The 23,492-nt window shown below is 71.7% G+C and carries 6 protein-coding genes; 3 read left to right on the top strand and 3 right to left on the bottom strand.

Going from position 1 to position 23,492, the window contains the following annotated elements; genetic code table 11:
- The first annotated feature begins 531 nt into the window (after nucleotides 1-531).
- Together AB0A63_RS00380 and AB0A63_RS00385 are read left to right on the top strand one after the other, a co-directional pair.
- The gene (locus AB0A63_RS00380; RefSeq protein WP_360383480.1) at nucleotides 532-1,230 is read left to right on the top strand and encodes a helix-turn-helix domain-containing protein; all 699 of its coding nucleotides are present in this window, start codon (nucleotides 532-534) and stop codon (nucleotides 1,228-1,230) included.
- 38 nt (nucleotides 1,231-1,268) lie between these two features.
- Nucleotides 1,269-2,048: a helix-turn-helix domain-containing protein gene (locus AB0A63_RS00385; RefSeq protein ID WP_360383483.1), complete on the top strand. Its 780-nt coding sequence runs from the start codon at nucleotides 1,269-1,271 to the stop codon at nucleotides 2,046-2,048.
- A gap of 10 nt (nucleotides 2,049-2,058) precedes the next feature.
- Here AB0A63_RS00385 and AB0A63_RS00390 read toward each other — a convergent pair whose 3' ends face one another.
- Together AB0A63_RS00390 and AB0A63_RS00395 are read right to left on the bottom strand one after the other, a co-directional pair.
- Complete coding sequence (locus AB0A63_RS00390; protein ID WP_360383486.1) at nucleotides 2,059-7,296, bottom strand: SDR family NAD(P)-dependent oxidoreductase; 5,238 nt, start codon at nucleotides 7,294-7,296, stop codon at nucleotides 2,059-2,061.
- The gene (locus tag AB0A63_RS00395; protein ID WP_360384948.1) at nucleotides 7,296-12,446 is read right to left on the bottom strand and encodes a type I polyketide synthase; all 5,151 of its coding nucleotides are present in this window, start codon (nucleotides 12,444-12,446) and stop codon (nucleotides 7,296-7,298) included. The genes AB0A63_RS00390 and AB0A63_RS00395 overlap by 1 nt, the downstream gene beginning before the upstream one ends.
- Before the next feature lie 368 nt (nucleotides 12,447-12,814).
- Between AB0A63_RS00395 and AB0A63_RS00400 the strand changes: the two genes are divergently transcribed.
- Nucleotides 12,815-20,305 (top strand): type I polyketide synthase, encoded by a 7,491-nt coding sequence (locus AB0A63_RS00400; RefSeq protein ID WP_360383489.1) that lies wholly within the window; start codon nucleotides 12,815-12,817, stop codon nucleotides 20,303-20,305.
- Between the two features lie 162 nt (nucleotides 20,306-20,467).
- Here the strand turns inward: AB0A63_RS00400 and AB0A63_RS00405 are convergent, their stop codons facing one another.
- Nucleotides 20,468-22,798: a tetratricopeptide repeat protein gene (locus AB0A63_RS00405; protein WP_360383492.1), complete on the bottom strand. Its 2,331-nt coding sequence runs from the start codon at nucleotides 22,796-22,798 to the stop codon at nucleotides 20,468-20,470.
- Nucleotides 22,799-23,492 lie beyond the last annotated feature (694 nt).

Here is a 23,492-nt window from a genome sequence, read left to right on the forward strand (position 1 = left end):
GCCAAAACTACATCGGCGAACATGGCGGCCTGCTCATCGCGACCGCTGATCCGCACGGCGTCTCCAAGTTCATCAGTGAGACCAAGATCACCGGCAGGGTTGAGCCGAGTCCTCATCGCGATCATCCCGGCTTTGCGGGAGTCCGCAGTCCCTGTTCTCCTTACACCAGAGCATCCCACGGACTGAGCCAGTGAAGGTGACGCCGCCCAGCTCGGCACCCAACGCGCTGCTGACACCTCCCGAGCACCGCGTGGCGAATCTAGGTGCTCGAAGGGCGTTCGATCGACGAGATCGCGCACAAGCTCAACGTTCCCGGCGCACGACCGAGTTCCACCTCACGAACACCTGCCGCAAGCTCGGAACCCAGCTGTCGTCCGCGCTCGGAGGCTTCGTGCTGCGGATGTGACTTCGCCCGGTCGCGCCGGGTACTGCGGTTCTCCGCAGTACCCGGCACTTCGTCCTGATTGACAGTGGGCTTTGCCAGCGGCGCTCCGTGCGCCGACAAGCCACTTGCCGCAGGAGGACACGTCTTTGTCCAGCGAGGAGGCCGTGCGAGGCCGCCCGGTCAAGAAGGCCTTCGAGCTCGTCGAGCTGTTGTCCTCTTCGGGAGCGATGACACTCGCAGAACTGGCGCGCGCGTCCGGCCTGCCGAAGTCCTCCCTGCACCGGATGATGGACGCCCTCACGGGTTCGAGCCTCGTCCGGCGCACGTCGAGCGGGTACGAGATCGGTGACTGTCTGTTCGACCTGATCGACGACAGCGCGCGGGCGCGGGTCGATCGGGTGCTGAAGTCCACGCTGGCACCGCACATCATCGACCTGCGGGAGAGGACGGGCGGTGTCGTCAGCACCGGGATCTTGGCGGGATCGCACGTCCGCCAGGTCGACGTGCAGTACGACCTGCGGCACCTGTGCCTCGTGCAACGAGTGCCCACGATGCTTCCCGCGCACTGCACCGCGATCGGCCGTGCCCTGCGGTCCCGCGACCCGGACGCCGTCGTGGTGGCGAACGGCGAGTTGTACAGCGGGGTGATCGGTGTCGCCGCCTCCCTCGTGGCCGGAGACCACCTGCCCCGCATGGCGATCAGCGTCTGGGGTCCGGCGGAAACGATCAACGTCGACTTCACCACCGCCCTCCTCAAGTACGCCGTTCGCGCCATGCGTTCGGACCTGCTGCGCTGCGCCCGACCGAGCGCGGCTGTGCTGGACGACCTGAAGCAGGCCAACTGATCCCGCTCGATCCAGCCACATCCCCAGGAGTCGTGCCGGTGGAGTCGCTTTCAGAAGCCCGCAACGCGCCGGGTGGTCCTCTGCGCAAGGCGCTCGCGTTGATCGAGGAGTTGGCTGGAGCCGAGGGCGCGATGTCGCTCTCCGACCTGGCCAGGCGGTGTGGCCGGCCCAAGTCGTCGGTCCACCGCGTGCTCGGCGTGCTGACCGACCTCAACCTCGTGGCTCCTTCCGAGGGTGGTTTCGTGCTCGGCGACCACCTCCACGACATGACCCGGCACAGCGACCGGGCCAAGGCCGAACGACTGCGCCGGATCTTCAACCCGCTCCTGGTCGACCTGCAGAACCGCACTCGCGGCATGGTCGCCCTGGACGTCCTCAACGGCACGCAGGTCCGCTACGTCGAACTGCTCTACCGCCACGAACTGGCCGGGTACGTGCAACGCCAGCCGTCGCTGCGCCAAGCCGCGAACACCGCCACCGGACGCGCCCTGCTGGCGTTCAGGCCGGATCTCCGCGAGCGCGTCGACGAGGTCGCCGCCGCGGCCGGTGTCAGGCCGGAACAGCTGATGCTCGACCTGCGCACCGTGCGCACGCGCGACATGGCGGTCGTGACCGAGGACGCCGGACGCGGCGGTTGCACCGTGGCGATACCGGTGCGCATCGGCGGTGAGCTGCCGTTCCTCGCGATCAGCGTCGCCAGTCCTGAACGGCTGGACGTGCCGCGCACCACCATCGCGCTGCGCAGGGTCGCCACCATGGCGGCCGTGTTGGCCACCGCCCGGCCCACCAGCACGGCCAACGGCCGGCAGGTGGGCTGAGCGGCGCACGTCAAGCCATGCGCTCCAGCATCGACTCGACGTCGTCCTCGGGCGTCAGGTAGCGGCCCGACAGCGGGTCCGCCTTTCCGGACGCCAGCTCCATCAGCACTTCCGCGGCACGCTCCGGTGCGGCGAACCGCCCCTGCTCGCGCTGCTCGCTCAGCCACTCCTGCATCCGGTCGCCCCACTTGTCACCGGTGGGTTCGAGGTCCAGGGCCTGCTTCGTGATGCCCAGGTCGACCAGGCCCGGGTGGTAGCTGAACACCGACACGCCGGTGCCGAGCAGCTCAGGGGCCAGGTTGTCCGCCACCTTGATCATGGCGGCCTTCGACACCGAGTAGGACGAAGCGCTCGGCCAGCGGTGCCTGCCCGCGGAGCTGACGATGTTCACGATGCGGCCCGAACCCCGTTCGACCATGCCGGGCAACACGGCACGGCAGACCTTCAGCGTGCCGCGGAGGTTGACCTCCATGCCCCGCCACCATTCGTCCTCGTCGGTCTCCCACAGGGGTCCGATCGGGCCGGCGATGCCCGCGTTGTTGACCAGCACGTCCACCGAACCGAAGGTGTCGACGGCCTGCTTGACGACGCCGGCCACACCGGCTTCGTCCATGATGTCCGCGGTGTCGAAGACGACCTCGGCACCGAGGGAGCGCGCGGATTCCGCCACTTCGGCCAGTGCCGCGCCGTCCCGGCCGGTCAGCACCAGGTTCGCGCCGGCGGAAGCCATCGACTCCGCGAACAACCGACCCAGGCCACCGGTCGCACCGGTCAGCAGGACGGTGGTGCCCGTCATCGACACCGGAGCCGGCGTGGAGGTGGAACCGGCCGAAGCCGCCTCGAACCGGGTGCGCAGGTACTTGGCCAGGCTCTGCGGCGTGGGGTGCTCGAAGAGCGTCGTCAGCGGGATCGAGGTGCCGGAGGCCCGTTCCAGCGCGTTGCGCAGTTCCAGTGCGGTGAGCGAGCTCAGACCCATCTGGAGCAGCGCGGCGTCCGGTGACACGTCCTCGACGCGGTGACCGAGAGCCTCGGCGACCATGTCCGTGATCGCGGCGACGAGGTCGCTGTGTCCGAGACCGCTCAGCCTGGGCTCGTTCGTGATGACGCGGCCACGGGCCGGGACGGGCCCGGCAGCGGGCGCCAGCCGCACCGGCAGGAGCACGGCCTCAGCGGACCCCAGCGCGTTGTCGAAGGCCGACAGCGCGTCCTCGGTCGACAGCGGCAGCACACCGCTGCGGGCGAGACGTCGCAGGTCCACGTCGTCGAGGTGAGCACCGAGCGCGCCCTGTTCCGCCCACAGCCCCCACGCGAGGGAGATCCCCGCGAGACCGGTCGCGCGCCTGCGGCGCACGATGGCGTCCACGGACGCGTTGGCCGCGGCGTAGTTCGCCTGCCCGGCGGTGCCCCACCAGCCTGCCGCGGACGAGCAGACGACGAACCAGTCGAGGTCGAGCTCACGGGTCAGTTCGTCGAGGGCCGACACCGCGTCGACCTTCGAGGCCAGCACGCGGTCGAAGTCCCCGCTGGTGAGGCGTTCGAAGACCGCGTCGGACGTGGTTCCGGCCGCGTGCACGACACCGCGCAGATCAGGGATGCCCTTGATCAGTGTCGCGACCTGGTCGTGATCGCCCGCGTCGCAGGCCTCCACGACCACGGAGGCGCCGAGGTCGCGCAGTTCCGCCGCGATCGCCTGCATTTCGGGCGATTCCGCACCGCGACGGCTGACCAGGACGAACCGGTCGATCCCGTGGGCGACGGCGGCGTGCCGGGCCAGTGCCGAACCGACGACGCCACCGGCGCCGGTGACCAGCAGGGTGCCGCCCCGCCAGGCCGGCACCGGACTGGCCGTCGCCTTGCGGAGCCGCGGGACGTACGGCTTGCCGTTGCGAACCAGGACCTGGCGGTCGTCGGCGAGCACGACGTCACCGTCGGTGTCGACCAGCTGGATCCGGCCGGGGTGCTCGGTCTGCACGGACCGCAGCAGGCCCCAGACGGCGCTGCGCACCGGGTCGCTCTCGACCTCACCGCTGACCAGCACCAGCACGTCGTTCCGCTCGGCGAGCCGGCGCCGGGTGAAGGCGGTGACCTCTTCCAGTGCCGAACGCACTCGCTCCGGCAGGGTGGCGCCTTCCACCGCGGTCGGCACGATGTCGTCCAGCTTCACGAACGAGCCCGCCGCGACCGGTGTGGCCGGCACCCACTCGACCTGGTGCAGCACGTCGTCCACCGCGAGAGTGACCGGTCGCGCGACCAGTTCGTCGGCGGTGAAGACGGGAACACCCCTGGTGTCCCAAGCGGAGATCGACACCCCGTCGGCACCGGTCGCCGTCATGCGCACGCGCAGCGCGGTGGCGCCGGGCGTGTGCACCTGCGCACCCCTCCACGCGAAGGGCAACCGCGTGCCCGTGGTGTCCGCCAGCAGGTAGCCGGCAGCGAGCGGGTGCAACGCCGCGTCGAGCAGTGCCGGGTGCAGCACGTGCTCCCCCGCCGCGACGGGCAGGCGCACGTCCAGGAACAGCTCGTCGTTCCTGCGCCACAACGCTTCGAGGCCGCGGAAGGCAGGACCGTACGTCAGGCCGCGCTCAGCCAGCCGGTCGTGCAGCCCCGCGATCTCGACCGGCTGTGCGTCGGCCGGAGGCCATTCGGTGAGCGCGGCGGGAGCTTTCGCCGGTGCCGTCACCCTGGCGCGGGCGTGCTCGGTCCACGGCGACTTCTCGGAAGCCCGCGCGGACACCACGACGGTGCCGTCGCCGTGCTCGTCCACTGTGGACACGTGCAGCTGCACCTCGGCCGGTGCGGTCACGGGAGCGGTGAAGACGATCTCGTCGATCCGCTCGGCCCCCGTCCGCAGGACCATGTCCAGCAACGCGGTGCCGGGAACGACGACGTCGTCACCCACCCGGTGGTCGGCGAGCCAGCCCTGGTGACCGGGCGACAGCCGGCTGGTGTGCACGCTGCCACCGGTCGCCAGCTCGACGACGGAAGCCTGCGGCGGCGCGGCGTCGGTGGCCGCGGTGCTGTCGATCCAGTAGCGACGACGCTCGAAGGCGTAGGTGGGCAACGGAACCGCGGTCCCCGAACCGGCGAACGCGGCCGCCAGGTCGACCTCGGTACCCGTGACGGCGAGCACGCCCAGAGCCGAGAGCAGCTCTTCGCGGTTCGAGCAGGCCGCTCCGATCTCCAGTCGCGTGACGGCCAGGTCCTCGGTGGCGGACCTCCACCCCGCACCGCTCGTGACATCGCGCGCCAGCGGGAACCGAGGACGTCGGTACGAGACGGTCTCACCCTTGTTCAGGGCGACGGCGTGCCGCGCGGCTTCCGGCAGGGACAGCAGACCCGCCAGGTGGGCGGCCACGAGCTCACCGACGCCATCACCGTGCAGCAGGTCCGGTTTCACACCCCACGACCGCACCAGCCGGAACTGCGCCACCTGCAACGCGAACAGCGCGACGAGTCCGTTCTCCCGCAGGACAACGTCCCGCGGTCGGCCGAAGGCCTGGCACGTCTCGTCGAAAGCGTCCGCGAACACCGGGTGCGCGTCGAAGAGGTCGTGTCCGATCGCGGAGGGCTCAACGCCGGAGAAGACGAACTGCAGCGGAGCGGATCCGGCGACGCCGGTCAGGACGCCGGCCGTCTCCTCCCCCGCGGCGACGGCGGCGAGGCCGGCGAGGTGCCCTCCCCGTACGAGCGCACGGTGCTTGAACCGCGTTCGCCTCGTGAGCGACACAGCCACGTCGCCCGGATGGAGGTCGGGGTGGCTCAGGAGGTGTTCGCGCAGGCGTGCGGCCTGAAGTCGCAGTGCCTGAGCGGTTTCCGCGGACAGGATCCACGGCGTCGAGACGCGCTCGACCGGCGGCGGTGCGTCCGCGGCCGGTGCCTCCTCCAGCACCACGTGCGCGTTGGCGCCGCTGATGGCGAACGCGGACACACCGGCGCGGCGGGGCTCTTCGCCCCGCGGCCACGGAGTCGCCTCGGTCACCAGCCGCACCGGGCTCGTGGCCCAATCGATCAAGGGGGTGGGCTTGCTGATGTGCAGGGTGCGCGGCAACATGCCGTGGCGCATGGCCTGCACGGTCTTGATCACACCGGCGACACCTGCGGCGGCCTGGGTGTGGCCGAGGTTGGACTTCAGCGAGCCGAGCCACAGGGGCCGGTCCCGGCCGGACCCGTAGACCGCGTCGAGCGCCTGGACCTCGATGGGGTCACCCAGCGGCGTGCCGGTGCCGTGCGCCTCCACCGCGTCGATCTGGTCGCTGGTCAGCCCGGCGGAGGCCAGGGCGGACCGGATGACCCGCTGCTGGGCGGGGCCGCTCGGTGCGGTGAGTCCGCTGCTCGCGCCGTCGGAGTTCATCGCGGAGCCGCGGACCACGGCGAGCACCGGGTGCCCGTTGGCCCGCGCGTCCGAGAGGCGTTCGAGCAGGAGCATGCCCGCGCCTTCGCCCCAGGCCACACCGTCGGCGTCGGCCGAGAACGGCTTGCAGCGGCCGTCCGGCGACAACGCGCGCTGACGGCTGAACTCGGTGAACGACCCCGGAGTCGCCATCACGGTGACGCCGCCGGCCAGTGCCATGGAGCACTCGCCCGACCGCAGCGCCCGGGACGCCAGGTGCAGCGTCACCAGTGAGGACGAGCACGCGGTGTCGACGGTGAACGTCGGGCCTTCGAGGCCGAGCAGGTAGGAGATGCGCCCGGAGGCGACGCTGCCCGCGATCCCGATGGTGAGCTGCCCCTCGACGGCCGGGGGCGCGAGGTGCGACGGCGGACCGTAGTCGTGGTACATCTCGCCGACGAAGACGCCGACCTGGCTGCCGCGCAGCGCCCGCGGGTCCAGACCGCCGTTCTCCAGGGCCTCCCACGAGGTTTCCAGCAGCAGCCGCTGCTGGGGGTCCATCGCCAGGGCCTCCTTCGGCGCGATGCCGAAGAACGGGGCGTCGAAGCCGGCGACGTCGTCGAGGAAACCACCGCGTCGCGTGTAGCTGTGACCGGACTTCGAGGGGTCCGGGTCGTAGAGCGCCTCCAGGTCCCAGCCGCGGTCCTCGGGGAACTCGCTCGTGGCGTCGCGCTCGTCCACGAGGGCCTGCCAGAGGTCCTCCGGCGACCGCACACCGCCGGGGTAACGACACGCCATGCCCACGATGGCGATCGGCTCCTCCGCGCGGTTCTTCACCGCACGGAGCTCCTCCCTGGTCTCGAACAGGTCGACGGCCAGCTTCTTGACCGCGGACCGCAGCTTGTCGTCGTTGCTCATCAGGAGACTCCGAACTCGCGGTCGAGGAATGCCAGCAGTTCGTCGTCGCTGGACGACTCGATCTCGGCGGCCAAGGAACGGGCTGCGCCGCCCCCTTCCGCCACCGGCTCGTCGAGGTCGGCGCAGAGCGTGCCGACCAGGTGCTCGGCCAGCGCCTTCGGGGACGAGTGGTCGAACAGGGCCGTGGCCGGCAGCTTGAGCTTCGTCGCCGAGTTGAGGCGGTTGCGCAGTTCCAGCGCGGTGAGCGAGTCGAACCCGATCTCCATGAAGCCCCGGTGCGGTTCGACCGAGCTCGGCGTCGTGTGGCCGAGCACCGCGCCGACGTGCTCGCGGACCACCGCCAGGACGATGTCGACGCGGTCCTCGGCCGGTGCCGAGGCCAGAGTCGCTGCCAGGTCGGCGCGGTCGGCCGTCACCGGCTTGGCCGCCTTCGAGGGCTTGGTGCGGACGAAGCCGCGCAGCACCGGGGCCGCCGAGCCGTCCTGCGGCACCGAGAACCGTGCGGGCACCAGGACCGCGGCGTCCGAGGCGACGGCGTCGTCGAACAGGCCCAGGCCCTCCTCACCGCTGATCGGCACGACGCCGAGGCGCAGGAGCCGCTTCCGGTCGACGTCGCTCAGCCGGGCCGCCATGCCACCGTCCTGCTCGGTTCCGGCCCACGGGCCCCAGGCCAGCGACGTCGCGGGCAGCCCTGCACCGTGCCGCAGGTCGGCCAGCGCGTCGAGGAACGTGTTCGCCGCCGCGTAGGCCGCCTGTCCCGGCAGGCCGAGCAGGCCGGATGCCGAGGAGAACAGCACGAACGAACGAAGACCGAGATCCTGGGTGAGCTCGTGCAGGTACCAGGCCGCGTCGACCTTGGGACGCAGCACGGCGTCGACGCGCTCGGGCGTCAGGTCGCTGAGGACGCCGTCGTCGACGACGCCCGCCGCGTGCACGACCGCGGTGAGCGGGTGCTCCGCCGGGATCGCGGCCAGTACCGCGGCCAGCGCGTCCCGGTCGGCGGCGTCACAGGCCGCGAAGGTCGCGGTGGCACCGAGCTCGGCCAGCTGGGCTTTCAGCTCGGCCGCACCGTCCGCGGCCTCACCGCGCCTGCTGAGCAGGAGGAGGTGCCTGGCGTCGTGCCGCACCACCAGGTGGCGGGCCAGCAGACGTCCGAGACCGCCGGAGCCGCCGGTGATGAGGACGGTGCCCTCGGGATCGAGGACGGTCCTGCCGGTGCCGGTCTGGGCGTTCGCCAGCCGGGGCACGTGGACGCGTCCGCCGCGCACGGCCAGCTGCGGCTCGCCGGTGGCGACCGCGGCGGGAAGCACCTGCCGGAACGCCTCGTCGTCGGCACCGTCGACCAGCACGAAGCGGCCGGGGTGCTCCGACTGGGCGGACCTGACCAGGCCCCACACCGAAGCCGCGGCGACGTCCACCTGCCCGGTGAAGACGGCGTCGGTCGTGTGCAGCACGATCGGGCCGTCGGTGTCCTGCACGGTGCGCAGCGCGCGGTGCAGGACGTCGTGCGTCTCAGCCACCGGGTCGGTGCCCGTTGTGCTGATCCGCACCACCGGCGGGACGTCGCCCGCGGTGCCCGTCGTCACGGGCTGCCAGTCGAGCCGGTGCAGCAGGCCGCCTCGGGTGGAGGTGGACGCCCGCAGTTGCTCGGACGACACCGGGCGCAGGGTGATCGAGTCGACCGTCGCGACCGGGGTGCCGTTCGGATCGGTGATGTCGATGGCCATGGTGTCGATGCCTTGCTGGGTCAGTCGCACGCGCACCGAGTCGACCCCGGTGGTGTGCAGCGTGACGCCCGACCAGGCGAAGGGCACGCGCACCTGGTACTCGCTGCCGGGCTCCGAGCCGACGGCGGCGAGCTGCAGCGTGGCGTCGAGCAACGCCGGGTGGATCCCGTAGGTGCTCAGGTCCGCGCCTTCGTGCAGGGAGACCTCGGCGTACCGGACGCCGTCGCCCTGCCAGCCGGCCCGGATGCCGGTGAAGTAGGGCCCGTAGCCGAGTCCGGCGTCGGCGAGCCGCTCGTAGAAACCCTCGATCGGGATGACCTCGGCGTCAGCCGGCGGCCACTGGACCTCGAACGGCCTCGGGGTCGCGGCGTCGGCCGCGAGCGCGCCGGTGGCGTGGTGGATCCACTCGCCGTGCGCCTCATCGGTGAACCGGGAGTGCACGGTGAAGGCGCGCAGACCGGCCTCGTCGGCGGCCTCGACCACCAGTCGCAGCTGGCGGACGCGGCCCGGCTCGCCCGAGACGAACACGTGGTGGTTGATCTCGTCGATGCGGTTGCAGCCGAGCTGACGGCCGGCCCACAGGGTCATGTCGACGAACGTGGTGCCGGGCAGGATCGGCTTGCCGTGCACGCAGTGGTCCGGCAGCCAGCTGGGGATGTCGACGGCCAGCACACCGGTGAACACGGTCGTGCCGTCCGGCAGCTCGACGATGCTGCGCACCAGCGGGTGGTCGGACGCGTCCTGACCGAAGGTGGCGGCGGCACCGAGGGGCGCCTGCGCGGCAGGCCAGAAGCGCTGGTGCCGGAAGGGGTAGACCGGCAAGCCCTGCGGCACGGTCGAACGCGCCGGGAAGAACCGGTCCCAGGCCACGTCGTGCCCGTGCCCGTGGACCCGGGCCAGCGCCTCGATCACGCCGACGTCCTCGGTGCGCGCCCGCATGCCGGTGGCGATGACCGTGCCACCCGTGGCTCGGGCGGCGAGCGGCATCAGCACCGCGGTCGGCCCGACCTCCACGAAGGTGGTGACGCCGTTGGCGGCGAGCCAGCGAACACCGTCGTCGAACCGCACGGCACCGCGGGCGTGCCGGACCCAGTAGCGCGGGTCCGCCAGTTCTTCGGCGGTGACGGGACGGCCGGTGACGTTGGAGACGAACGGAATGACCGGAGCGGAGTGCTCGATGGTGCGCACGGCGTCCGCGAACTCGTCGAGCACGGGGTCCATCAGCGGCGAGTGGAAGGCGTGGCTGACCTTCAACCGGGTCGTCCGGCGGCCGTCGGCGCGGTACCTCTCCTCCAGGCGAGCGACCGCGTCCTCGGCGCCGGCGAGCACGATCGCGCGCTCACCGTTGACCGCGGCGATCGAGACCTGGTCCTCCAGACCCGTCAGGTCGATCTCGTCCTCGGCGGCCTGCACGGCGAGCATCGCACCGCCGGCGGGCAGGGACTGCATGAGCCGCGCACGAGCGGAGACGAGCCTGCAGGCGTCGGTCAGCGACAGCACGCCCGACACGTGGGCGGCCGTGATCTCGCCGATCGAGTGGCCCATGACGTGGTCGGGGACCACGCCGAGGTCCTCGAACAGCCGGTGCAGAGCCGTCTCGAACGCGAACAGCGCGGGCTGGGTGAAGCCCGTCTGGTTCAGCAGGTCAGCGTCGTCGCCGAACATCACGGCCTTGACGTCGACGTCGAGCAGCGCGCAGACCTCGTCGAGCGCCTTGGCGAAGACGGGGAAGATGTCGTAGAGGCCGGCGCCCATGCCCAGGCGCTGGGAACCTTGTCCGGAGAACAGGAACGCCAGTTTCCCGTCACGGCCGGCCGGCACGAGGCGGGTCAGGTTGTCCACGGCCTCCTCCGCGGTGGCGGCCGCGAAGCCGGCTCGGCGGGCGAAGTGCGTGCGCGTGGTGGCCAGCGCGGCGGCGACGTCGGCGAGCCCGGCTTCAGGATGGCCGGTCAGGAACGCGCGGAGCTGGTCGGCCTGCGCCTGCACCGCGTCGTCGGTCTTGGCCGACAGGACGAACGGCACGGCGGGAAGCGTCGTCTCCGCGGTGGGCCGGGTCTGCTCGGGTGCCTCTTCGAGGATCAGGTGGGCGTTGGTGCCGCTGATGCCGAACGACGAGACAGCGGCACGACGCGGCCGTTCGAGCTTCGGCCACGCCACGTTGCCGGTGAGCAGCGACATCCCGGACCAGTCGACGTCCGGCGTCGGCCGGTCGACGTGCAGCGTGCGGGGAAGCTCGCTGTTGCGCAGCGCCTGCACCATCTTGATGACACCACCGACGCCCGCGGCTGCCTGGGAGTGGCCGATGTTGGACTTGAGCGAACCCAGCCACAACGGCTGCTCGCGGCGCTTGCCGTAGGTGGCCGCCAGTGCGCGTGCCTCGATGGGGTCACCGAGCGTCGTGCCGGTGCCGTGCGCCTCCACGACGTCCACGTCCGCCGTGGTCAGCCTGGCGTTCGCGCACGCCTGGCGGATGACCGCCTCCTGGGCGGGACCGCTGGGCGCGGTGAGACCGTTGCTGGCGCCGTCGGAGTTGATCGCGGAACCGCGGATGACCGCGTGCACGAAGTGGCCGTTGGCGATGGCGTCGCTGAGCCGTTCCAGCACGACGACGCCGGCGCCCTCGCTCCACCCGGTGCCATCGGCCCCCGCGGCGAAGGACTTGCAGCGGCCGTCGGCGGCGAGGCCGCGCTGCCTGCTGAACTCGACGAAGGTGCCCGGCGTGGAGATCACCGTGGCACCGCCCGCCAGCGCGAGTCCGCACTCACCCGAGCGCAGGGAGTTCGTGGCCTCGTGGATGGCGACGAGGGACGAGGAGCAGGCGGTGTCGATGGTCATGGCCGGGCCGCGCAGGCCGAGCGTGTAGGAGATGCGACCGGACGCGACACTGCCGGCGTTGCCGGTGAGCAGGTACCCCTCGGTCTCCTGCACACCGCGGAGCAGGGACTCGTAGTCGTTGTGGACCGCGCCCACGAACACACCGGTCTCGCTGCCCCGCAGCTTCTGGGGGACGAGCCCCGCGCGTTCGAGCGCCTCCCAGGCGACCTCGACCAGCAGCCTCTGCTGGGGGTCCATCCCGAGGGCCTCGCGGGGGCTGATGCCGAAGAAGTCGGCGTCGAAGCCGGCCGCGTCGGCCAGGAAGCCGCCGCGGCGGGTGCTGGTCGTGCCGGGCGTCTCGCCGTCGGGGTCGTAGCCGACGTCCCACCCGCGGTCGGCGGGGAACTCGCTGATCGCGTCACGGCCCTCGCGCACGAGCTCCCACAACGCCTCCGGCGTGGTGACGTCACCGGGGTAGCGGCAGGCCATGCCGATGATCGCGATCGGCTCGTGGTTGCGGTTCTCGGCGGCCTTGAGCTGCTCGCGCGCCTGCTGGAGGTTCGTGGTCGCCCGCTTGAGGTAGTCGCGGAGCTTGTTCTCGTCGGTAATCGGATATCACCCTTCTTCTGCTCGAACTGCGCTTCGTGAAACCCGAACGGGTCCGAGAGGACGAGGTCCGCGGTCCCGACGTCACTGCGAATCTGCGAGCCGGGGCGCGTTCACTCGACTCGAGCGGCGGCGCGTTTCGCAGTGACTGCAGGGTGTGCCTCACCGAAGTTAGAGGCCGAGCGGACTCCACCCGAGGGCGCGTTCCGTTTTCCGGTACGCCTGCGATGAGACGCCCGACACAGTGGAATCCCTGCTCAGCGACCCGTCGACGAGGAGTTCCGAAAACCGGAACAGTCATTCGCATTGGCGGCCCGCGGTGGTCTTTCATCGATTCACACCGCTGCCGATCGATCCACGGGGGTCAATTGATGAACGCCGGTCAGCTCCACCCGCGCGACGCCATCGCCGTTGTGGGAATGGCGTGCCGAGCACCCGGCGCTCGTGATCTCCAGGATTTCTGGCGACTGCTCCATTCCGGTGAGAGCGCCATCTCCGCCGTGCCGTCCGACCGCTGGGACGCCACGACCGCACCGCAGGACGCGCGGTTCGGCGGTTTCGTGGACGACGTCGCGGGTTTCGACGCCGAGTTCTTCGGGATCTCTCCGCGCGAGGCCGCCGCGATGGACCCCCAGCAGCGCCTCGTCCTCGAACTGTCCTGGACGGCGCTGGAGGACGCGGGCATCGTGCCCGCGACGCTGAGCGGCAGGAACGTCGGTGTGTTCGTCGGCGCGCTGCGCGACGACTACGCGATCCTGAGCCACGCGGACGAGGACACCATCTCCGGCACCACCATGACCGGGACCCAGCGGGCCGTCATCGCCAACCGCGTCTCCTACGCCCTGGGCCTGCGCGGTCCGAGCATGACCGTCGACACCGCCCAGTCGTCCTCCCTGGTCGCGACGCACCTGGCCGCGACCAGCGTGCGCTCCGGCGAGTCCGAGCTGGCGATCGTCGCCGGTGTGAACCTGAACCTGCTGCGCGCCGGTGCCGTCACCGCGTCGCGCTTCGGCGGGCTGTCCGACGACGGCCGGTGCTTCACCTTCGACGAGCGGGCCAACGGCTTCGTCCGCGGGGAGGGTGCCGGGGTGGTCGTGCTCAAGCCGCTGGAGCGTGCGCTCGCGGACGGCGACCCGGTGCACTGCGTGCTCCTGGGTGGCGCGGTCAACAACGACGGGTCCACCGACGGCCTCACCGTGCCGAGTGCCGAGGCTCAAGCCGAGGTCGTGCGAGCCGCCTGCGCCGACGCCGGCGTGGCGCCCGGCGACCTCCAGTACGTCGAGCTGCACGGTTCCGGCACTCCGGTCGGTGACCCGCTGGAGGCGGCGGCGCTGGGCGCGGTCCGCGCGGGAGCCGAGCCCCTGCCCGTCGGTTCGGTCAAGACCAACATCGGTCACCTCGAAGGCGCCGGAGGGATCCTCGGTCTCATCAAGACCGCCCTGAGCGTGGAACACGGCGTGATCCCGCGCAGCCTGAACCACGACCGGCCCAACCCGGACATCCCGCTCACCGAACTGGGCCTGCGGGTGGTCACCTCCACCGAACCCTGGCCGGAGAGCGACACCCGCCTGGCCGGCGTCAGCTCGTTCGGCATGGGCGGGACGAACTGCCACGTCGTGCTCGCCTCAGCGCCTGCGGCCGTTTCGCCGCAGCCCTCCGCCGAGCAGGTCGGCGCCGTGCCGGTTCTGCTGTCGGGCCGCACCGAGCAGGCTCTGCACGCCCAGGCCGCCCAGCTCGCCGCCCACCTCGACGCCGCGCCGGACGTCGACCTCGCCGACCTCGCCCACGCGACCGTCACCACCCGGACGCCCTTCCGGCACCGCGCCGTCACGATCGCCGCCACCCGCGAGGACCTGCTGCGGTCGCTGCACGCGGTCGCGGACGGATTGCCCGACGGGCGCACCGTCCAGGGCCAGGCCCGCACACCCGGCAAGACCGTCTTCGTCTTCCCCGGCCAGGGTTCTCAGTGGATCGGCATGGCGGCCGCGCTCCTGGAGTCCTCCCCCGTCTTCCGCGACCGGATCGACGAGTGCGCGCGGGCGCTGGCCCCGTTCACCGACTGGTCGCTGCACGACGTGCTGAAGGACGGCGAAGGGCTCGACCGCGTCGACGTGGTCCAGCCCGCTCTCTTCGCGGTCATGGTGTCGCTGGCCGCCCTGTGGCAGTCCCTCGGTGTGCGTCCCGACGCGGTCGTCGGCCACTCCCAGGGTGAGATCGCGGCTGCCTGCGTGGCGGGTGCGCTCACCCTCGAGGACGCGGCCAAGGTCGTGGCCCTGCGGTCCCGCGCTCTCCAGGTGCTCGCCGGTACCGGCACGATGGCCGTGGTGGCGCTGTCCGAGGCGGAGGTCCGCTCCCGGCTGACGGAACGGCTCGAGGTCGCCGCGATCAACAGCCCGACCTCCACCGTCGTGTGCGGCCCCATCGAGGACGTCGAGTCGTTCGTGGCCCTGTGCCAGAACGAGGGTGGCCGGGCGCGTCGCATCGCCGTCGACTACGCCTCCCACTGCGCCGCCGTCGAAGCCGTGCGCGAGCAACTGCTGACCGACCTGGGCGACATCACCGCCAGGGAACCGGACATCGCGTTCTACTCCACCGTCACCGGCGAACCGGTCTCGCGGCCGCTCGACCCCGGCTACTGGTACGACAACCTGCGTCAGGCCGTTCTCCTGGCCCCCACCGTCGCGACCCTGCTCGACGAAGGCCACTCCGTCTTCGTGGAGATCAGCCCGCACCCGGTCCTCACCGGCGCGGTCGCGGAAACCGCCGAAGCGGCCGGCGCCGACCCGGTCGTCGTCGAGACCCTGCGGCGCGACGACGGTGACTGGGCGCGCGTGCTGAGCTCCGCGGCTTCGTTGCACACCAGCGGAGTCGCCGTCGACTGGCACCAGGCCCTCTCCCCCAGGACCTGCGCGCGACTGCGGCTGCCCACCTACCCGTTCCAGCGGCGGCCGTTCTGGCTTCCGGCCACCGGTGCCCGTCCGGCACCGGCAGCTCCCGCGGCGGTCGTCGCCGAGCAGGAGGAGAGCGTTGCGCAGACGCCCTCGGCGAACGGGCGGCAACTGCTCCGGCTCGTCCTGGCGCACACCGCGATCGTGCTCGGACACGCCGACGCCGCCGCCGTCGACCCGGACCTCACCTTCAAGGAGATGGGTCTGGACTCGCGCATGGCCGTCGAGCTGCGCGGCCGGCTCAACGACGCCACCGGCGCGAAGCTGCCCTCCGGGGCGGTCTACGACCACCCCAGCCCGTCCCGGCTGGCCGAGGCGCTGCGCGTCCGGCTCGGCGGTGACACCGCTCCCGCCGCCATCACGGCTCCCGACGCCGGCAACGCCCAGGACGACGACCCGATCGCGATCGTCGCGATGGCGTGCAGGCTGCCTGGCGCCGACTCCCCGGAACAGCTGTGGCAGCTGCTCGTCGAGGGAGCCGACCTGACGAGCGAGCTCCCCGGCAACCGCGGCTGGGACCTGGACCACCCGGTGCGGATCGCCACCGCACGCGGCGGCTTCCTGCACGGCGCCGGCGACTTCGACGCCGACCTGTTCGGCATCTCACCGCGTGAAGCGGCCGCGATGGACCCCCAGCAGCGCCTGCTGCTGGAACTGGCCTGGGAGGTCTTCGAACGCGCGGGCCTCGACGCGTCGTCGTTGCGCGGCAGCCGGACCGGTGTCTTCGCCGGAATGATGGCGCAGGACTACGGGCCCCGCATGCACGCGCCGTCCGAGGAACTCGCCGGTCACCTGCTGACGGGCGGGGCCGCGAGCGTGGCCTCTGGCCGCATCTCCTACGCGTTCGGGCTGCGCGGGCCCGCCATCACGCTGGACACCGCGTGCTCCTCGTCGCTGGTGGCGGTGCACACGGCCGCGCGGTCGATCCAGGCAGGCGAGTGCACGCTCGCCCTCGCCGGTGGCGCGACGGTCATGGCCACCCCCGGCATGTTCGTGGAGTTCGAGAAGCAGGGCGGGCTCGCGCCGGACGGCCGCTGCAAGCCCTTCTCCGCGAACGCCGACGGCACCGCCTGGGGTGAGGGCGCCGGCCTGGTGCTGCTGGAGCGGCTGTCCGACGCCCGGCGCAACGGGCACCCGGTGCTCGCGGTGCTGCGTGGCAGCGCCATCAACTCCGACGGCGCCAGCAACGGTCTCACCGCGCCCAACGGCCGCGCGCAGGTCGAGGTCGTGCAGGAGGCGTTGCTCTCCGCCGGGCTCACCGCGCGCGACGTCGACGTTGTCGAGGCCCACGGCACCGGCACGGTGCTGGGTGATCCCATCGAGGCGCAGGCGCTGCTGGAGACCTACGGCAGCGCCCGGTCCTCCGAGAACCCGGTGTGGCTGGGCTCGCTGAAGTCCAACATCGGCCACGCCCAGGCGGCGGCCGGCGTCGCCGGCATGATCAAGATGGTGCTGGCCCTGCGCAACGGGACGCTCCCGCGCACGCTGCACGCAGCCGAACCGACCACGCACGTCGACTGGTCGGCCGGATCGCTGCGGCTCCTCGGCGAGACGACGGCATGGCCCGCCGGTGGATCACCGCGTCGTGCGGCTGTCTCGGCGTTCGGCATCAGTGGCACCAATGCCCACGTCATCATCGAGGAAGCAGGCGCCACACCCGCGTTGTCCGAAGTGGACGTCCCGGCGGTGACCGCCTGGCCGTTGTCCGGCGCGACCGCCGCCGCCCTGCGGGCCCAGGCGACGCAGCTGCACGAGTTCGCGAGCAGTCGTGCCGACGTCTCCCCCGCACTCATCGGCGCGGCACTGGACCACAGCAGGACGGCGCTGCGGGAACGCGCCGTCGTTCTGGGCGAGGACCGCACCGAGGTGCTGTCGGCCCTCTCGGCACTCGGCGCCGGCCGGTCGGCGGAAGGCGTCGTGCGCGGTCACACCACGACCGGCGGCACCGCGTTCCTGTTCTCCGGGCAGGGAAGCCAGCGGATCGGCATGGGGGTCGCGCTGGCGCAGGCGTACCCGGTGTTCGCCGAGGCCCTGACGGAGTGCTTCTCCCACCTCGACCCGGAGCTGCCGCGGATCATCGCGGAGGACCCGGACCGGCTGAGCCACACGGAGTTCGCGCAGCCCGCGCTGTTCGCCGTCGAGGTGGCGTTGCACCGCCTGCTGGCCGACTGGGGAGTGACCCCCGACTTCCTCGCCGGCCACTCGATCGGCGAGATCGCCGCGGCGCACGTCGCCGGAGTGCTGTCCCTGCCGGACGCCTGTCGGCTGGTGACCGCACGCGGCCGCCTCATGCAGGCACTGCCCGCCGGTGGCGTCATGGTCGCGGTCCGTGCCGCGGAGGCCGACGTCGCTCCACTGCTCGACGGCGATGTGGCGATCGCGGCGATCAACGGCCCTGAGTCGCTGGTGCTGTCCGGCGCCGAGGACGCGGTTCTGGCCGTGGCGCGGCACTTCGGTTCGCCCAAGCGCCTGGCCGTGAGCCACGCGTTCCACTCCCCGCTGATGCAGCCGATGCTCGACGAGTTCCGGCGCGTGGCGGAGGAGCTGACCTACTCCCCCGCACGCGTCGCGGTGGTGTCGACGGTGACCGGTCAGCTGATCACCGGAGACGACCTGCGCTCGGCGGAGTACTGGGTGCGGCACGCCGCGAACGCGGTGCGCTTCCACGACGCCGTCACGACCCTCGCCGCCGAAGGCGTTCGCACGTTCCTGGAACTGGGTCCTGACGCGGTGCTCACCGCGCTCGGTTCCGCAGGTCTGGCTTCGGCGGACGACTGCCTGTTCGCGCCGTTGCTGCGCCGCGACCGCCCGGAAGCCCTCACCGCCGTCACGGCGGTCGCCTCCGCTCACGTCCGCGGCCTCGCGGTGGACTGGGCACGCGTGGGTGGCGTCGCGCGGACACCGATGATCGACCTGCCGACGTACCCGTTCCAGCGCGAGCGCTACTGGGCGGAGGCGGTGCGGCAGAACGCCGCCGCACCCGCAACGAACGACTGGCGCTACCGGGTGGCCTGGAACCCCGTCCCGGCCGTCTCCGCCGCCCGGCCCGCCGGCACCTGGCTGGTCGTGGCCCACCCCGAGCACGGCCAGGCCTGGGTGCGCGCACTGACCTCCGGTCTGATCGACTCCGGCGCGCGGGTGCACCAGCTGCTGGCCGACGACCACCACGACCTCGCCGCACGACTGTCCGCGGTCGGTCGCGTCAACGGGATCGTCTCCCTGCTCGGCCTGGCCGAACACCAGGAGTCGGGCGTCTCCACCGGGCTCAGCTCGACGCTGGCGCTCCTCACCGCGACCGGCGACCTGGGCATTCCCGTCTGGCTGCTCACCGAGCAGGCGGTGGGCACCTCCGCCGGCGACCCGGTGCGCAACCCCGTGCAGGCGCAGGTGTGGGGCCTCGGCCAGGTGGCGGCACTGGAACAACCCGGGTCGTGGGGCGGTCTCGTCGACCTGCCCTCCACCCCCGGTGCCCGTGCGGTCGACCGCCTGCTCGGCGTGCTGGCCGATCCGGCCGGCGAGGACCAGTTCGCGGTGCGCGACGAGGACGTGCTGGTGCGACGGGTCGTTCCCGCGCCTGCGGCACGCCGGAACCCCGCCCGCCGCTGGCGCCCCGAGGGCACCGTCCTCATCACCGGCGGCACCGGCGCGCTGGGTGCGCACCTGACCCGCTGGCTGGCGGCCGAAGGTGCCGAGCACGTCGTGCTGGCCAGCAGGCGAGGTGCGGCGCAGGAAGAACTGCACGCGGACCTCGCCGCGCAGGGCGTCCGCCTGACGTCCGCGGCGTGCGACGTCACGGACAGCACCGCCGTCGGGGAGCTGGTCTCCTCACTCGCGGCTCAGGGCCAGCCGGTGCACACCGTGGTGCACGCGGCCGGGGTCAACGTGACCCGGCCGTTGACCGAGACGTCCGGCCAGGACCTCGCCACCGTGCTCGCGGCCAAGGTCACCGGCGCCCAGGTGGTGGAGGACCTGCTCGTCACCGGTCAGGTCGAGGAAGCGGTCTTGTTCTCCTCCGCAGCCGGAGTGTGGGGCGGCAACGGCCAGGGTGCGTACGCCGCGGCCAACGCCTGCCTCGACGCGCTGGCGGATCGCCTGCGCGCCGACGGCCACCGCGTGACGTCCGTCGCGTGGGGCATGTGGGCCGGCGACGGCATGGGCGCGGACGACACGCTCGCGACCAAGCTCAGCCGTTCCGGAATGCGCGCGCTGGCACCGGAACTGGCTCTGCGGGCCCTGCACGAGGCCCTCTCCGCCGGTGAGTCGGCGCTCACCGTGGCGGACCTCGACCGCGACAAGTTCGCGTCGCTGTTCTCCTCGGCCCGCGAGCGCCACCTCTTCGACGAGTTCGTGGTCGTGTCCGAAGTGGACGGCTCGGGTGACGTGACCTTGCGCGACGAGTTGGCGGCCCTGCCCGCGGACAAGCGCCGCAGTCGCCTGCTGGACCTGGTGAAGAGCGAGGCCGCGGCCGTCCGGGGCCAGAGCGACCCGGAGTCGATCCCGTCCGACCAGGCGTTGCGGGACCTCGGTTTCGACTCCCTCATGTCCGTCGAGCTGCGCACCAGGCTCGCGGCCGCGACCGGCCTGACCCTGTCCAGGACGCTCGTGTTCGAACATCCGGACGCCGAGGCGCTCGCCCGCCACCTGCACGACGAGCTGCGCGACGAGGACGAGGACGTCCTGGCGGTGCTGGACCGGCTCGAGCCGGCGATGACCGCTGATCCAGACCTCGTGCCGGACGTCATCAAGCACCTGCAGGAACTGCTCGTCCGTCTCGGCGGGCGGGAGGCCACGTCGCCCGGCCTCGAACTCGACGTCGCCACCGACGAGGAGCTCTTCGACCTCATCGACGGTGAACTGCGGTTCGACCCCCCGACGACCGGCCGGACGTCCGACGAGGACACCGGCGGCCTCTGATCTCACCCTCGCGGGACTGAACGTCCCCGGATCAGACAGGAGACCGGGCGGGAAGGCCGTCTGCACAACGGCCTTCCCGCGCCTTCGCACCGCCGTGGGTCCGACTACCGCACGCCGACACCCGTGAGTGCGTCAGTCGCCGCGGGCGTACATGGCTACACCTCACCCCTCACCGGACGCGGCCGGAGGGCACACCGTGGAGTGTCGCGACGTAGATCCGACGCCATGGGCGGCGACTTTGGCCTTGACGTTGTCGGCGCTGGGGTGATCGAGGCCGGTGAGCAGTTCGAGGGCCTTGTGCCACGACCGGAAGGCCTGGCTGCTGTCGCCCATGTAGTGCTGGACGTCGCCGAGGTGCTCGAGTGCTTCCGCTTCGCCGAACTGGTCGCCCAGCTCCCGGTGCACCTCCAGCGCCTGCTCGTAGCAGACGACGGCCTGGGCGTGCTGGCCGAGGTGGTGGTGGATGTGGCCGAGGCTGTCCAGTGCCAGGCCCTGACCGGCCCGGTCGTTGTGCTCTCGCAGGAGGACGAGGGCTCTTTCGCAGTAGGCCAGGGCCAGGTCGTGGTCGCGGAGCAGCGTGAGGTGCCAGCCGATCGCGTTGTAGCACCTGGCCTGCCCGAGCCGGTGGCCGGTTTCGCGGTACAGGTCAAGGGCTTGGTGGTCGTGTCGGAGAGCCTGCTTCGGGTCGCCCCACCGCTCCCACATGATGGACAAGGTGTTGTGGATGTGCGCCTGTTCGGTGCGGTCACCGGCTTGGACGGCGAGGTCCAGGCCGCGGTGGAGCTGGCTGTCGGCGTCGTCGAACCGGTACAACCGCGTGTACGCGCGGCCGAGCTGGCAGTGGGCGCGCGCCTCCATGACCCGATCGGCCAATCGAGCCGCGGCCGCGATCGCGGTCCGCCAGATCACCAACCCGTCGTGCCAGTGCCCCCGGCGGTCCAGGAAGACCGCGATCGCCTGGGCGAGTTGTCCGACCTGTGCCTCCCGGCCGGTGGTGGCGTGTTCGATGATGTTGAGCAGGACGGCGCGTTCGCTGGTGAACCAGTCGAGTGCGCGCTGGTAGTCGGTGAACTGCTCCGGCACGGTTCCCCCGGCCGGTGGGGCCGGTTCGGTGTGGTCCGTGGCGGGGTCCAGCACCTGGTTGGCGTTGCACGCCGTGTGCAGGTAGTGGTCGAAGATCCGGCCGACGGCGGCCCGGCGGTCCGGTTCGGGTTCGGTGGACCGGGCCAGGTGTGCGGCGTAGTCACGCATCAGGTCGTGCCAGGTGTGCCGGTCGGGATGACGCTTGGCGATGAGGCTCGCCGAGGTCAGTTCGAGCAGCGACGCCCGCGCTTCCGGGAGGGAGACGGCGGCGAGGCTGGCTGCGGCCGCGACGGTGACGTCCGGGCCGGGGTGGAGGCTGAGGAGCCGGAACAGCCGGGCCGCCGGTGGGGTCAGTGCCTGGTAGGACCAGGAGAATGCTGCCCGGACGTCGGCCTGTGGGTCGCCGTCCTCGAAGACGTCCGACCGGCCCGGTGCGCCGGCCAGTTCCCAGACCACGGCCGCCAGCGGCAGCTCCGGGTCCATCGCCGCGCGGGCGGCGACCACGGCCAGTGCCAGTGGCAGCCGCGCGCAGCGGCCGACGATCTCGTCGACCGCTGCGGGCTCGGCGGTGACCCGGTCGGGGCCGAGCCGATCGGTCAGCGCGTCCTGGGCCTCCGAGGTGGTGAACAGGTCGAGTGTGAGCGGGTGCGCTCCCTCGGCGGCAACCAGGCTGGAGAGCCGGTTGCGACTGGTGATCAGGACCAGACAGCCGGGGGCGGCCGGCAGCAGCGGACGTACCTGGACGGCGTCGCGGGCGTTGTCCAGCACGATCAACATGCGCTTGTCGGCGAGCAGACTGCGGTACAGCGCTGTCTGGGCGTCCAGATCGGCGGGAATGCGGCTTGGCGGCACCTCCAGGGCGTCGAGGAAACGGCGGACCGCCTCGGCCGGGTCCACCGCCCGGCCGCCGGGGTCGAAGCCACGCAGGTCCACGTACAACTGCCCGTCACGGAACCGGCCGGCCACCCGGTGCGCCCAGCACACGGCCAACGTGGTCTTGCCGACCCCCGCCGTGCCACTGATGGCGACGATCACCACCGTGCCCGCGCGGGCAGTCGTCTCGGCCAGGGCGTCCAGCGTCGTCAGCTCGCGGGCGCGACCCGTGAAGTGGCGCACCGCCAACGGAAGCTGTCGGGGAACCGGCATCCCGCCAGGGTGGTCGGCACCGCCGCCGTGGGGATTCACTGGTGCGGCGGACTTCTCGCCGAAGGCGTACTCCAGCAGGGTGTACCGGGGGCGCCAGTGCTCTTCGATGCCGGTTGCCACCGACAGCCGGTCCAGTCGGCCGTTCTCGTCGGCGTACCGGTGGCAGTTGGTGACCAAGCCCTTGACCAGTTCCCAGTCTGGAAGTCGCCGAACCTGGCCGTTCAGCACCGTCGCGAGCTGGCTCCTGCCCCGGCCGAGCTGCACCTCCAGGACCCGCAGACTCGGTCCGCCTGCCTGCGTCCGCAGACGCCGAAGATCATCACACAATCGCCGCAGGAGCTGCGGGGCGAAGTCAGTGGCCAACTCGGGGCCTCCGGTGTGTCCGCCGCCGTCCGCCCTTTCCCGCGGACAGCGCGCATTCACCTGCGCCGCACTGTTCGAGTGCCCGTAGCTGTCCGACATTCACGAAAGTGAGCGTACCGACGGATGATGATAATTCACTGATGTTGCGCCGATGAGAGGAACGCGATCATGCCGCCGACCTACTGCATCGCTATCGGCCACTCCCGTTTTCGTTCGGCCTGCGAACCGCGTCCGGGTATCCCGTGAACCATTCAGAGTGAACGCGGCACGCCGAACGGCGTAACCCGGGTGTTGGCCGGAATTTGCGGTGAGAAGGAGCAGCCTATGCGGTTCCGCATTCTTGGCCCACCGGAGGTCATCGGCGCGGTCGACCGACCGTCGTTCGCGCCTCGACAGAGGATGATCCTCTCCGGGTCGTCACTCGAACCCGACCGCGTGGTGTCCGTCGAACGTCCGGTGGACGCCGTCTGGGTACCGCGTCGGCGATGGTCCCCGTGCTCCACCGCCCGCTGACGGACCACGACCAACGGGGCCTCGCGCCTGTCGAGCGACCACGGGATCGTCCGCCACGACGCGGACCCTCCACCTCGCGTCC

The sequence above is a fragment of the Lentzea sp. NPDC042327 genome, assembly GCF_040647275.1.
Classification (GTDB): Bacteria; Actinomycetota; Actinomycetes; order Mycobacteriales; family Pseudonocardiaceae; genus Lentzea.